17 protein-coding genes are annotated in these 13,088 nt (G+C 64.9%); 14 read left to right on the plus strand and 3 right to left on the minus strand.

The genetic code is table 11. The features are described 5' to 3' along the window. Position 1: 1 nt before the first annotated feature. Positions 2–526 carry a TRAP transporter small permease gene (locus ACSF9G_RS01425; RefSeq protein WP_436637491.1) on the minus strand — a complete coding sequence of 175 codons (525 nt, stop codon included), beginning with the start codon at positions 524–526 and terminating at the stop codon, positions 2–4. A gap of 67 nt (positions 527–593) precedes the next feature. Beyond that, a complete protein-coding gene (locus tag ACSF9G_RS01430; RefSeq protein WP_436637493.1) occupies positions 594–1,625 on the minus strand; it encodes a TRAP transporter substrate-binding protein in 1,032 nt (343 codons plus the stop codon). A 281-nt stretch (positions 1,626–1,906) separates the two neighbouring features. Between ACSF9G_RS01430 and paaG the strand changes: the two genes are divergently transcribed. The 5 genes from paaG (at position 1,907) to ACSF9G_RS01455 (ending at position 6,061) form a co-directional block, all read left to right on the plus strand. Continuing rightward, the gene (gene paaG, locus ACSF9G_RS01435; RefSeq protein WP_436637495.1) at positions 1,907–2,701 is read left to right on the plus strand and encodes a 2-(1,2-epoxy-1,2-dihydrophenyl)acetyl-CoA isomerase PaaG; all 795 of its coding nucleotides are present in this window, start codon (positions 1,907–1,909) and stop codon (positions 2,699–2,701) included. Continuing rightward, positions 2,698–3,144 (plus strand): hydroxyphenylacetyl-CoA thioesterase PaaI, encoded by a 447-nt coding sequence (gene paaI / locus ACSF9G_RS01440; protein WP_436637497.1) that lies wholly within the window; start codon positions 2,698–2,700, stop codon positions 3,142–3,144. Before paaG ends, paaI begins: the two co-directional genes overlap by 4 nt. Positions 3,145–3,209: 65 nt before the next feature. Beyond that, on the plus strand, positions 3,210–4,520 hold the full coding sequence (paaK, locus tag ACSF9G_RS01445; RefSeq protein ID WP_436637499.1) for a phenylacetate--CoA ligase PaaK: 1,311 nt from the start codon (positions 3,210–3,212) through the stop codon (positions 4,518–4,520). 7 nt (positions 4,521–4,527) lie between these two features. After that, positions 4,528–5,124: a TetR/AcrR family transcriptional regulator gene (locus ACSF9G_RS01450; RefSeq protein ID WP_436637501.1), complete on the plus strand. Its 597-nt coding sequence runs from the start codon at positions 4,528–4,530 to the stop codon at positions 5,122–5,124. 40 nt (positions 5,125–5,164) lie between these two features. Continuing rightward, positions 5,165–6,061 (plus strand): PaaX family transcriptional regulator C-terminal domain-containing protein, encoded by an 897-nt coding sequence (locus ACSF9G_RS01455; RefSeq protein WP_436637503.1) that lies wholly within the window; start codon positions 5,165–5,167, stop codon positions 6,059–6,061. A gap of 51 nt (positions 6,062–6,112) precedes the next feature. On the opposite strand, the gene ACSF9G_RS01460 is transcribed toward ACSF9G_RS01455, so the two are convergent. Next, complete coding sequence (locus ACSF9G_RS01460) at positions 6,113–6,553, minus strand: PaaI family thioesterase (RefSeq protein WP_436637505.1); 441 nt, start codon at positions 6,551–6,553, stop codon at positions 6,113–6,115. A gap of 94 nt (positions 6,554–6,647) precedes the next feature. On the opposite strand from ACSF9G_RS01460, the gene paaA reads away from it, so the two are divergent. The 9 genes from paaA to ACSF9G_RS01505 all read left to right on the plus strand — a co-directional run bounded on the left by paaA (position 6,648) and on the right by ACSF9G_RS01505 (position 13,086). Then, positions 6,648–7,643, plus strand: a complete 996-nt coding sequence (paaA, locus tag ACSF9G_RS01465) for a 1,2-phenylacetyl-CoA epoxidase subunit PaaA (RefSeq protein ID WP_436637507.1) — start codon at positions 6,648–6,650, stop codon at positions 7,641–7,643. A 245-nt stretch (positions 7,644–7,888) separates the two neighbouring features. Continuing rightward, positions 7,889–8,173 carry a 1,2-phenylacetyl-CoA epoxidase subunit PaaB gene (gene paaB, locus ACSF9G_RS01470; protein WP_261616303.1) on the plus strand — a complete coding sequence of 95 codons (285 nt, stop codon included), beginning with the start codon at positions 7,889–7,891 and terminating at the stop codon, positions 8,171–8,173. Beyond that, positions 8,173–8,946, plus strand: coding sequence for a 1,2-phenylacetyl-CoA epoxidase subunit PaaC (paaC, locus tag ACSF9G_RS01475; protein WP_436637509.1), 774 nt, complete (start codon positions 8,173–8,175; stop codon positions 8,944–8,946). Before paaB ends, paaC begins: the two co-directional genes overlap by 1 nt. Positions 8,947–8,951: 5 nt before the next feature. Beyond that, entirely contained in the window at positions 8,952–9,455 is a 504-nt protein-coding gene (gene paaD / locus ACSF9G_RS01480) for a 1,2-phenylacetyl-CoA epoxidase subunit PaaD (RefSeq protein ID WP_436637511.1), read from the plus strand. Positions 9,456–9,462: 7 nt separating this feature from the next. Then, on the plus strand, positions 9,463–10,542 hold the full coding sequence (locus ACSF9G_RS01485) for a 2Fe-2S iron-sulfur cluster-binding protein (RefSeq protein WP_436637513.1): 1,080 nt from the start codon (positions 9,463–9,465) through the stop codon (positions 10,540–10,542). A 145-nt stretch (positions 10,543–10,687) separates the two neighbouring features. Further along, entirely contained in the window at positions 10,688–11,128 is a 441-nt protein-coding gene (locus ACSF9G_RS01490) for an acyl carrier protein (RefSeq protein ID WP_436637515.1), read from the plus strand. Then, a complete protein-coding gene (locus ACSF9G_RS01495; protein ID WP_436637517.1) occupies positions 11,125–11,739 on the plus strand; it encodes a hypothetical protein in 615 nt (204 codons plus the stop codon). Before ACSF9G_RS01490 ends, ACSF9G_RS01495 begins: the two co-directional genes overlap by 4 nt. A gap of 100 nt (positions 11,740–11,839) precedes the next feature. Continuing rightward, entirely contained in the window at positions 11,840–12,949 is a 1,110-nt protein-coding gene (locus ACSF9G_RS01500) for an MBOAT family O-acyltransferase (RefSeq protein ID WP_436637519.1), read from the plus strand. Next, a complete protein-coding gene (locus ACSF9G_RS01505; protein WP_436637521.1) occupies positions 12,946–13,086 on the plus strand; it encodes a hypothetical protein in 141 nt (46 codons plus the stop codon). The genes ACSF9G_RS01500 and ACSF9G_RS01505 overlap by 4 nt, the downstream gene beginning before the upstream one ends. The last annotated feature ends 2 nt before the right edge of the window (positions 13,087–13,088 follow it).

The raw sequence follows: 13,088 nt of genomic DNA on the forward strand, positions 1-13,088 counted from the left end.
CCTAGTCCGCGCTCTTGTAGATCGTTTCGGAGTGCCGCATCGCGAGCGGCGTCACCAGCTCGATCAGACCGCGCAGAATGAGAACGACCACGGTAATGGAGGTCGCGATGGCGATGAAATATTCGATGTAAAACTGGGGTATGCCGAGATACTCGGTCAGATCGCCATAGTCGCGGGCGCGCCCGGCCAGCTTGAAGCATTGCTGTGCCGGCCAGATCAGCAGCGCGCCGCTGACGATGTCGATGACGACATTGCGCAGACGCTCCGCCGATCCGCGAAACAGACCGTCGAGCAGGTCGACGGCGATATGGCCGCCCCGTGCCGAAATGACCGGCAGCGCCGCGAAGACGATGATCGCCATGAAAATGCGCGTGAGTTCCGTCGCCGCTGCGATCGGACTGTTGAAGGCACTGCGCAGAATGACGTCGCAGAACGTCATGACCATCAGCAGGAACAGCGCCACCGCCGCAAGCCATGAAGGTAACGGGGCGAGACGGCGCCCGGCCGCGACGACGGTTTTCGCCAACAGATTCATCGGTGGGCCCTGAGCATGACGGCCCGGCGACGTGTCCCGCCGGGCCGTATGTTGGCTCTTACTTGCCGTAGCTTTTCATCGTCTCGGCAATGAAGTCGCGCGCCGCCTGTGCATCGACACCGGTCTTGGAGACCTCCTCGATCACACTGGCGGTGACCTCGTCCGCAACCGGCTGATACGCGGCGCGATCGGCGTCCGACGCCTCGTTGATCGAGTTGTTCCCGGCGTCCATGGTCGCCTGGCGGCCTTCCTGGTCAATCTCGTCCCAGACCTGGCCGATGGCGCGGCTCAGCGGCTCGCCGAATACCTTCTCCTCAAGGGCCTGCTGGATATCTTCCGGAAGGTTCTTGAACGCGTCTTCGTTCATGATGAAGGCGAACGAGCCGCGATAGAATCCGCCGGGCATCTCGTAGACGTTCTCGGCGACCTCGGTCAGCTTGAAGCCCTTGCGCGATTCCATCGGCATCACCACGCCGTCGGCGGCCTTCGAGGCGAGAGTCTCGTAGACCTTCGGCGCCGGCACCTGGATGCCGGTCGCGCCGAGCGCCGCGCCGACATCGCTGCCTACGCCGCCGGGAACGCGCAGCTTCAGGCCGTTGATCTGGTCGAGCTGGGTGACCTTCTCGTGGGTGTGCAGCTGGGCGGGGCCGTGCGTATGCAGCGCGATCAGCTTGACGCCGCGATGCTCGTCGGCCTGCTTCAGGTATTTCTCGTAGGCCTGCCAATAGGCGACCGACGCCGCCTCGGCACTGCCCTCGTATCCGGGCAGCTCGATCATCTTCGCCGTGACGAAACGGCCCGGCTGATAGCCGTGGAAAATGATGGAGAGATCGGCGGCGCCGTCCTGAACGAGGTCGAACTGCGCCGGCGGCGGCGCGATGCCCAGCTTCAGATCCGTGGTCACGCGGCCGTCGGTGGCTTCCTCGACCATCTTGGTGAAGGTCGGCCACATCTTCGCGTTGATGCCGTGCGTCGGCGGCGCCCAACTCGAAATTGTCAGGGTGTATTCAGCCGCAAAGGCACCGGCGCCCGTGAGCGCAGTGGATACGGCGAAAACGCCGGCGGCTGCCAGCTTGGAAATGACCTTCATGCGTTTCCTCCCAAGTTAACGCGATGTGCGCCGGCGTTTTTCCGCCGGTACCGCGGCACGAAACGCTTTGGCCGTATCTCGAACCCGCCATTCTTGGTGAACGGTACTGAGATCGCGTCGGCGCCGTACCTTGTCTGTTATTATTGACCGGCCGGTCGGTCTATGCAAGTTTATTTTCCCGGCAACGAACTTTGGTTTCGTATGCAACAATTGTCAACACGGCGAATTCGGCGGACAAACCGGTCGAATCGAAGACCGTGATCGCAGGAAAGGAAATGCAGGTGGGCGAGACAATTGGCGTCGAGAAACACGCCGGCTATGCGGTTGTGACCCTCAACCGGCCCGACAAGCTCAACGCGTTCAATGCCGAGATGCACCGCGAACTGCGCGCCGCGCTCGACGAACTGGGGGCCGACGACGACTGCCGGGCGATTCTGCTGACCGGGGCCGGACGTGGTTTCTGCGCCGGACAGGATCTTGGCGATCGCGACCCCTCCAAGATGGATGGCCCGCCCGATCTCGGCGCGACCCTGGAGAATTTCTACAATCCTCTCGTGCGCCGCATCCGCGCCTTGAAGAAGCCGGTCGTCTGCGCTGTCAACGGCGTCGCCGCCGGCGCAGGCGCGAATATCGCGCTCGCCTGCGACATCGTGCTGGCCGCGGAAAGCGCAAGGTTCATCCAGGCCTTCGCCCGCCTCGGCCTCGTGCCCGACGCCGGCGGCACCTGGCAGCTGCCCCGCTTGCTCGGCGAAGCCCGCGCCAAGGCGCTGGCGCTGACCGCCGAGCCCCTCCCCGCGGCCAAAGCCGCCGAGTGGGGGCTGATCTGGAAGTCGGTGGCTGACGACGCCCTGATGGACGAGGCGACGAGCCTCGTCGAAAGCCTCGCCAAGGGCCCGACCGTCGGCTACGCCCTGACCAAGCAGGCGATCCATGCCGCCGCGTCGAACGACCTCGACGCGCATCTCGATCTCGAGCGCGACCTGCAGCGCGAAGCCGGCCGCACGCCGGACTACGCCGAAGGCGTCGCCGCCTTCCTTGAGAAGCGCCCGGCGAAGTTCACGGGGCGCGGCGCATGACCATGACGCCCGAGGAGCGCGCGCGGCGCGCCGCCGACGCGATGTGGGCCGCCGACGACGCTTCGAAGTGGCTCGGTATGTCGCTCGACGACGTCGGGCCGGGATGGGCGCGGCTTTCGTTCGCGGTCGAGAAGCACCACACAAACGGCCACGACATCTGCCACGGCGGCTATATCTTCACGCTCGCGGACTCCGCCTTCGCGTTTGCCTGCAACAGCTACAACCAGCGCGCCGTCGCCCAGCACAACACCATCAGCTTCCTGGCGCCGGGCAGGCTTGGCGACAGGCTGACGGCTGTCGCCCGTGAGGTGACACTGGCGGGACGGACCGGCGTCTACGACGCCACCGTCGAGACCCAGGACGGCACCTTGATCGCGGTTTTCCGCGGCAATTCGCGGACGGTCAAGGGCACCCATTTCGACGAGCCCGACGCCGGCGGCTGAGACAGCCGCCGGCGCCGCAACAAATCATAACTGTGCCGGCGAGGCAGGCCGGCGGGAGGAAAGACATGAGGGACCTGACGCCTCGCAAGGAAGACCTGGATCCGATCGAAATTGCCTCGCGCGACGAAATCGCCGCGCTTCAGCTTGACCGCATGCGATGGTCGCTCAGGCATGCCTACGACAATGTGCCCTTCTACAAGGCCTCCTTCGACAGGGCCGGTGTGCACCCCGACGACCTGAAGACGCTCGCCGACCTCGCCAGGTTTCCCTTCACCACCAAGTCCGACCTGCGCGACAATTATCCCTTCGGCATGTTCGCCGTGCCGCGCGACCGGGTCGTCCGCATCCACGCCTCCTCTGGAACGACCGGCAAGCCGACCGTCGTCGGCTATACCGCCAGGGACATCGACACCTGGGCCGACGTCGTCGCCCGGTCGATGCGCGCCTCCGGCACCCGGCCGGGCGACATTGTCCACGTCGCGTATGGATATGGCCTGTTTACCGGGGGACTGGGCGCCCACTACGGCGCCGAGAAGCTCGGCTGCACGGTTGTGCCGGTCTCCGGCGGCATGACCGAGCGCCAGATCACCCTGATCGAGGATTTCCGCCCGACGACCATCATGGTCACGCCGTCCTACATGCTGGCGATCCTGGACGAGTACCGAAAGGCCGGCTTCGATCCGGCCGCAACCCCGCTGGAGGTCGGCATCTTCGGCGCCGAGCCCTGGACAAACGCCATGCGGTCCGAGGTCGAGGCGGCGTTCGACATGCACGCCGTCGACATCTACGGCCTGTCGGAAGTGATGGGCCCCGGCGTCGCCAACGAATGCGTCGAGGCCAAGGACGGCCTGCACGTCTGGGAAGACCACTTCTATCCGGAGGTCATCGATCCCGTGACCGGCGCGCCGGTCGCCGACGGCGAGCAGGGCGAACTGGTGTTCACGACGCTCACCAAGGAAGCCCTACCGATCATCCGCTACCGCACCCGTGACCTGACCCGGCTTCTGCCCGGCACGGCGCGAACGATGCGGCGCATGGAGAAGATCACCGGCCGCTCCGACGACATGATCATCCTGCGCGGCGTCAACGTGTTCCCGACCCAGATCGAGGAGCAGATCCTCAAGGTTCAGGGCCTGACCCCGCATTTCCAGATCGAGCTCACCAAGGACGGCCGCATGGATCGGATGACCGTTCATGTCGAAGCTGCCCCGGATGCGGCGTCGAACGAGGCCAAGGCGGCCAGCGCCCGCGAATTCGTCCATCACGTCAAGTCGGCGATCGGCGTTTCGGTCGGTGTCGACGTCACCGATCCCGGTGGCGTGGCGCGCAGCCAGGGCAAGGCCGTCCGCGTCGTGGACAACCGGCCGAAGGAGTGAACGAGCGGTGGCCCGCACCCGTGCCAAGGATCATGACGCCAAGCGCGCCGAGATCATGAGAGTTGCCGCGCGCACATTCGCCGAGGCGGGCTATCACGGCGCCTCTATGAGTGCATTGGCGCGCGAATGCGGCGTCTCCAAAGCTCTGATCTACCACTACTATTCCAGCAAGGAAGCGCTGCTCTTCAACATCATCGAGAGTCATCTGAGCGACCTTATCGCCGCCGTCGAGGCGGTCGACGACCCCAGCGCCGATCCGAAGACGCGCCTGCGGCGGCTGGTCTCTGCCCTGCTCGACGCCTACCGCGACGCGGACGCCGAACACAAGGTCCAGATCAACGCGATGTCCGCCCTGCCCGCCGACGACCAGGCCAAGCTGCGCGAACTGGAACGGCGGCTGGTGGCGATCTTTTCCGCCCCCATCCACGCGCTCAATCCGCATCTGTTCGACGGCAAGCCGCTCCTGAAGCCCGTCACCATGTCGCTGTTCGGCATGCTCAACTGGGCGTTCATGTGGTTCCGTGACAAGGGCCCGGTGAGCCGGGAGGACTATGCCCGGCTTGCAACCGACCTTCTGGTGAGCGGGGTGCGCTCACTCACCTGAGCGGCTTGCCAAGCAGGCGGCCCTCGCGGCAAATGGCGCGATGATCCAGGGCAGCGATTCCGCGACACGGTCGCTCGACGCGCTGATAGAGCGGTTCCATTCGGGCGAGCGCCTGCGCGTCTGGTCGTTCGTTATCACGGTCTTCGGCGATGCGATCGTGCCGCGCGGCGGCATGGTCGGCATGGCCGCGCTGCAGGAGCTGACCGACCGGATGCGCATTGCGCCCGGCGCTCTGCGCGCCGCGCTGTCGCGGCTCGCCAAGGACGGCTGGGTCGAGCGCCATCGCCACGGCCGCAAGAGCTATTATCGCCTGACGCCGGAAAGCGCCGCGACCTTCGCCCGTGCCGCCAGGCGCATCTATGCCGCCGGCCCGCCCGCATGGAACGGCCGGTGGACGATTGCGATCGCGCCGGAGGAAACGGCTTCCGAACGCGACGCACGCACGGCGAACCTCACCGAACGCGGGTTCGTGCGGCTGTCGAACGGGCTGTTCATCCACCCCCGCACCGGGACCGGCGAGACGACACCCGACGATCCCGGAGACCTGTTTGTCCTCGATGCCGACGCCGCGACGGTGCCCGACTGGGTACTGAGCGCCTGCTCCGACGTCGAGACCGATATCGCCTATTCCGTGCTGGGCGCGACCATCGCCCCCCTCGAGGACACGCTGGCCGAAGGCGGAACCCTGTCGCCGCTCGACGCGATGGTCGCGCGCGCCCTTTTGATCCACGAATGGCGCCGGGTCCTGCTGCGCGACGCCGATCTGCCCGCAGCACTTCGCCCCGCCGACTGGAGCGGCGAGGAAACCCGCACGCTGGTCGCCGGCCTCTATGGCCGCATCCTGGCGCCGAGCGAACGTTGGCTGGATGGTTGCGACGGCCGACCGGACGGCCCCCTCCCGCCGCCCGAGCGGGATCTGCGCGGTCGGTTCACCTAGAGCCCGAAGCTTTTATTCAACGAGTCCGCCAGTACCCACGGATCCGCTGCGTCAATCCTCCAGATAGGCGAAGGCACAGGTGGTGCTGGCGCCGATCTTGCCGTTCGGACCGCGAAACTCGACGCGGGTCACCGCCATGCGGCGACCATTGGAAAGGACGTCCACGCGGATATCGACATGGTCGCCGACCATCGGCCGCATGAAATGAACCGTCATGTCGACCGTCGTGCAGTCCCGAAAGCGGCCGTTGAGCCCCGACAGGGCCACCACCGAACAGGTATCGGCCGCGGCGGCCACCGCCTGGCCGCAGACAACGCCGCCGCCCGTTCCGCCGCCGCGGACGATCTGATCACCAGCCGGCAGCCGGAACGTCCCGCCCTGCGCATCCAGCGTCGCCACCTCGATGGCCAGCGCCCGAACCCACGGCGCGAAGACGTCCCCCAGCAGCGCCTGCCCTTCCGCGACGCCGAACCCCTGCCCCGTCTCGGTCATGAATCTGGTCCCTCTCACTCACTTGTTACGAAAACAAAGTTGATTCATGGTTTTTCGTAACATATTATAATTCTAATTCGCATGGGAGACCATCATGTACGCCCAGGGACTGATCGGCGCGGACGGCGAAACCAAGGAATCCGGAGAATTCCTCGCCGCCTTCCAGAAACGCATCGACGCCGAGGAAAAGATCGAGCCGAACGATCCGATGCCCGAGGGGTATCGCAAGACGCTCGTGCGCCAGATCGGCCAGCACGCTCATTCCGAGATAGTCGGCATGCTGCCCGAGGGCAATTGGATCACCCGCGCCCCGACGCTGCGCCGGAAGGCCGCGCTGCTCGCCAAGGTCCAGGACGAAGGCGGCCACGGTCTCTATCTCTACGCCGCCGCCGAGACGCTGGGCGTCACCCGCGAGCAGATGACCGAGGAGCTTCTGAACGGCAAGGCCAAGTATTCCTCGATCTTCAATTACCCGACCCCGACCTGGGCCGATATCGGCACCATCGGCTGGCTGGTCGACGGAGCGGCGATCATGAATCAGATCGCCTTGTGCCGCTGCTCCTATGGCCCCTATGCCCGGGCGATGATCCGCATCTGCAAGGAAGAGAGCTTCCACCAGCGCCAGGGCTACGAGATCGTCATGACCCTCGCCAAGGGCGCGCCCGAGCAGAAGGAGCTGGCGCAGGATTCGCTGAACCGCTGGTGGTGGCCGTCGCTGATGATGTTCGGCCCCTCCGACCGCGACAGCGTCCATTCCGAGCAGTCTATGGCCTGGAAGATCAAGCGCTTCTCTAACGACGAGCTGCGCGACAAGTTCATCAACGCCACCGTGCCGCAGGCCGAGTATCTCGGCCTCAAGGTTCCCGATCCGGATCTCAAGTGGAACGAGGAAAAGGGCGGCTACGACCACGGCGAGATCGACTGGGACGAATTCTGGCGCGTGGTGAAGGGGCACGGGAAGATGAACCGCGACCGCATCGCCGCCCGCCGGAAGGCCTGGGATGATGGCGCCTGGGTGCGCGAGGCAGCCCTCGCCCACGCCGAGAAGCGCCGTAACCGGCAGGATGCCGCAAGGCACGCGGCCGAGTAGGCCAAGAGCATTCCGCTCGTTTCCGCAAAAGGGGAAAGCGGGGGCAGCGAGCCGAGACCTTGCCGTATTCCGCTCACTCCCGCGCAGGCGGGAGCCCTGGGCGACACGGTGAAGCCCGAACAAGCCGCTCTGGATTCCCCGCCTTCGCGGGAATGAGCGGAGAGAGAGATGAGAGATCGGGCCGAACAACGGCCACCTCGAACGGACCAAAGGAGAACCGCCATACGGCGGTTGGAGGAAAGCCGATGAGCAACGAAATGCCGCTTTGGGAGGTCTTCATCCGCCCCCGCAACGGCTTGGCCCACCGCCACTGCGGCTCGGTCCACGCCGCCGACGAGGTCATGGCGCTGCAGGCCGCCCGCGACGTCTACACCCGCCGCGGCGAGGGCCTGTCGATCTGGGTCGTGAAATCCGACCAGATCGTCGCCTCCGATCCGCAGGCGAAGGACGAATTTTTCGAGCCGACCGCCTCGAAGGTCTACCGCCACCCGACGTTCTACGAGATCCCCGAGGAAGTGGGGAACATGTGATGTCGCACCCTGCGACGGACACCCGGGACGCCCTTCTCGAGCAGGTGCTCAGGCTCGGCGACGATTGCCTGGTCCTCGGCCACCGCGTCAGCGAATGGTGCGGCCACGCGCCGATCCTCGAAGAGGACATGGCGATGCCGAACATGGCGCTCGACCTGATCGGCCAGGCCCGCTCGCTCTACACCTATGCCGGCGAGATCGAGGGCAAGGGCCGCGGCGAGGACGAGCTCGCCTACCTGCGCGGCGACCGCGAATACAGGAACCTGCTTCTGGTCGAGCGCCCCAACGGCGACTTCGCCCACACCATGCTGCGCCAGCTCTACTACGCGGCGTTCATGGAGCCTTATTGGCGCGAGACGGCGAAGTCGACCGACGTGACGCTGGCCGGCATCGCCGGCAAGGCGGTCAAGGAGCTGGCCTATCACGTCCGCCATTCCGGCGAATGGGTGATCCGGCTGGGCGACGGCACCGAGGAGAGCGCCCGCCGCATGACCGGCGCGGTCGAAGAGCTGACCACGTACACCGACGAGATATTCCAGACCGACGCGGTCACCGACGCGCTCGCCGAGGCCGGTATCTGCCCCGATCCCGCGTCGCTGCGAGCCGAGTGGGCGCGGACGATCGACACGATCTTCGTCGACGCCAACCTGACCCGGCCGACGATCGCGTATCCGCAGTTCGGCGGCCGCACCGGCTTCCACGGCGAGGAACTCGGCCATCTCCTGTCCGATCTGCAGTACATGCAGCGCACCTATCCGGGCATGTCCTGGTAGCGGCGATGAGCGTCGTTCCCCTCGATCAGGCCGAAACGAAGCAACGGGCGTGGGACGCCGCGGCCGCCGTGCCGGATCCGGAAGTGCCCTGCGTCACGGTTGCCGATCTCGGCATCCTGCGCTCGGTCGATATCGTCGACGGCGTCGCGATCGCCAAGGTCTCGCCGACCTATTCCGGCTGCCCGGCGACGCAGTTCATAGAGTTCGCGATCGAGACGGCACTACGCGAGGCGGGCTTCGAGCCGCGCATCGAACGCGTCCTGTCGCCGGCCTGGACCACCGACTGGATTACCGAGGAAGGCAGGGAGAAGCTGCGAGAATACGGCATCGCCCCGCCGCAGAAATCCTCCAATTCGGTACGCTCCCTGTTCGGCGAGACGACCGTCACCTGCCCCCATTGCGGCTCGAGCGATACCGAGCGCATCTCGGAATTCGGCTCGACGCCGTGCAAGGCGCTGTACCGCTGCAAGAGCTGCACCGAACCCTTCGACTATTTCAAATGCATATGAGGCGACCATGCGCTTCGACTTCCACACGCTGAACGTACGCTCCGTCGACCGCCAGACGCCCGACGCCGTGGCGATCACCTTCGACCTGCCCGATTCCGTCAACGGGGCCTTCGATTTCCGACCCGGCCAGTACCTGACGCTGCGCGCCACCGTCGACGGCGAGGAGTTGCGCCGCACCTATTCGATCTGCTCGCGACCCGGCGATAATTGTCTCCGGGTCGGGGTCAAGGTCCTCGACGGGGGCAAGTTCTCGAACTGGGCCAACCGCACGCTGCAGGCCGGCGATCGCATCGAGGTAATGGAACCGGAAGGCCGATTCGGCGTCGATGTCGGCGGATCGCATGACTACCTGCTGATCGCCGCCGGCTCTGGCATAACGCCGATGCTATCGATCGCCGGCTCGGTGTTGTCGCGCGAGCCGGAAAGCCGCGTCACCCTCGTCTACGGTAACCGAACGACCAACGCGATCATGTTCCTCGAGGATCTGGAAGATCTGAAGGACACCTATCTCGATCGCTTCAACATCATTCATCTGATGAGCCGCGAGGAACAGGACGTCGACATCCTCAACGGTCGCATCGACGCCGCCAAGCTGAAGAACCTCGCCGAGCGAGGCATAATCGAGCCGACGTCCGCCGACGCCGTGCTGATCTGCGGTCCCGGCGACCTCATCGAGAAAACCTCGCAGGCCCTCAAGGATCTCGGCGTGGCCGAAGACAGGATCCTGTTCGAGCGCTTCACCCCGGCCGACGGCCAGTCTCCCCGCAAAGCGCCCTCCGCCGCCGCCAAGGCAGCCGCCACCGAGGGTGTGCATATCGAGGCGATTCTCGACGGCCGCCGTCGCGAGTTCGACATCGCCCAGCCCGGCCAGACGGTGCTCGAAGCGGGGCTCGCCGCCGGCATCGACATCCCACATTCCTGCACCGGCGGCATGTGCTGCACCTGTCGTTGCAAGATCGTCGAGGGCTCGGGAGAGATGATCGTCAACTACTCGCTGAAGCCCTGGGAGATAGAACAGGGCTTCACGCTCGCCTGCCAGACCCGGCCGACCTCGAAGAAGCTGGTTCTCGACTTCGACGCGGTGTGAGTGAAGACAAACCCGCCGGCCCGGCAATCGTCCGGGCCGAGCAGCGATTCGATGTAATTGATCGCTGGCGACCACCGGCGCGATCGATGCATCGAACCCCGACTGCTCCGCCGATTTTTCCACGGTCCCGCTGAGAACGCAGACGGTGCCGCAGCGCCCGGCCGGCGCCCCCGGCCCTTGCCGAACCATCGCCAGCGACCGGGGCATGCGGTTGAACTGCCCAGCCCCTTGGGTTAGTGAAATTATCGATCCTGCCCTTGGTGGCAGTGCCGAAATCGGCAGAAACACAAGCGCACATACTGAGAAAGCGGACGGCATGAGCACCGAAACGGCACCCTCTTCCGATGACGCATCTTTCGTCGCGACGATCGAAGGGATCGTCTCGAAAGTCACCGGCCGGTCGGATGTAAAACTCGACGGCGATACGGCCCTGATCGACGACGAAATTCTGGATTCGCTGGATTGGTCGGTGTTTCTGCTCGATCTCGAGAAGCACTACGACATCAAGATTCCCGACGAGACCGTCGACGAACAGGGCCTGCAGACGGTCGGCAAGCTCGTCAGCTTCATTCGCAGTTCGCTGTGAGCGCCAAGCCGTTCAGACCCCGGGTTTACGGCACCCGGAATTACATTCGGGGCGTGGATTTCACGGTTCATGTCCTGAACGATATCGTTGCCGCGGAGGTGTCGCCTCTCGGTGCGATGGACCTTCGCTTTCCGCGGTTTTCGACCAAAGAAGGTCAGTTCGCCCCCCTCGATAATCCGAGTGAGGGGCGTGGATCGGCGGCAATCCTCCAGCTCGATCGCGGCGGCAGGAATACCATCCGCGCCTATACCGAAAGCGACCGAGACGCGCAGCGATCCGACGTTGATCCCGAGGCCGGTTTCAAGGGGCGTGAGCAGACCGAAGGCCAGACGGCCAAGATCGGCGGGATTTCCGGCCCGGATCTGTTCAGCGCCGCTGTTTTCCTGACGAAGAAGCTGCACGAGCGCGTCGTCGAGACGCCCGGGAAATGGATCTACACGCGCTTCCGCGCTCCATCCGCCCAGCTTATCCTCGACCTCGTGGCCGACGACGGCGAGAAGGAGCTGGAGGTCCGGATCACCGCCCTGCGCGAAAACCACTCCAGCGTCAGTGACCTCGCGGTCGACGGAACGGTCGTCGGCGAAATTTTTTTCGCGCGGATCCCCACATGACGGGCCGCACGGAACTTGCGCGGACGCCTGCCGGGAAGCCGGCCCGGCGCGAACGCGATTCCAATTCTCGCACCCCATACCGGTTTCGTGAGCCGAAACGGTGACCCTCGTATTCGACAACCTGATGTCGGCGGTCGCGTTCGTCCTGGCCTTCATGCTCGGCCATCTCGGCGCGCATCTTCTGAGGTCGGAACGGCTCGTCCTTGCAAACGCCCTTCTGTTCTCGATTGCCTTTGCGTTCATCGCGTCGATTGAAACGGCGATAACCGCGATTCTGATGGCGGCCTACGCCGCCATATTCGTGCGGCTGGACAGCCAGCGGTGGATTTCAGCCGGCGTCGTGCCGGTGACCGCCATCTTCATCGCCGGACGGATCGCGAGCGACCACAGCGATCTTTCACTTCTGTTCCTGCCGTTCATCTACATCAGAACGCTAGGCACCATCGTGTGGACGTGGCGCTATCCCAAGGAACGCTTCGCACCGCGCGACGTGTTCCTCTCGCTCCTGTTCTTTCCGACCCTGCCGATCGGTCCGATCCAGTTCGCCGATCGGATCAACGTCGCGGCCCTCTGCACACTGCCGACGACGGATGACGTGGCCCACGGCGCCAAGCGCGTGCTGATCGGTATCGCCAAGGTGGCGTGGTTCGGTCCGGAAATAACCTCGCAGCTCGGTTCACGATTCGCGGCGCTGGACGACGGCCCGTTCGGCATTCTCTTCAAGATACTCGCCCTGTGGGCGGGCCTCTTCAACATTTACATCATGTTCTCGGGCTACGTCGACGTGGCCGTCGGCCTGTGCCGCTTCGTTGGCATCCAAAGCCGTGAGAACTTCAATCGCCCCTGGATGGCGCGCACCATCCAGGAATTCTGGCAGCGCTGGCACATGAGCCTGGTCTGGGTGACCAACAATCTCGGTTACCACCCCTATGTGCGCAGGACCGGACACCGTTACCTCGGGATCGTCCTCGCCTTCACCTTCATTGGCGTCTGGCATGCCTTTACCTGGAACTACCTGCTGTGGGGCTTCGGCCACGGTGTCGCGCTGGCCATCTTCGCCTGGGCACAGCGGCATCCGCGCGTGCGTGCTATATGGGCGCGTACGCAAGGGTATCCGGCGCTGAACCTGCTCCTGCAGGGCCTGGGATGGTTCGCTACGATGACCTACGTTTCGGCGCTTTCCGATTTCGCCGCGGGAGAACTGGGATGACCTTGGACACCGCCAAACATTGGCTTTGGACAGAGGCCAAAGCCGTTCTTCTGCTCCTCCCCGTCGCCATCGCCATCCTCGTTATCCTGACGCAATGGCCGCTGTCGGACGTGGAATTCCTCTACGTGGATCTTTGACC

The sequence above is a fragment of the Microbaculum mangrovi genome (assembly GCF_051390635.1).
Taxonomy (GTDB): domain Bacteria; phylum Pseudomonadota; class Alphaproteobacteria; order Rhizobiales; family Tepidamorphaceae; genus Microbaculum.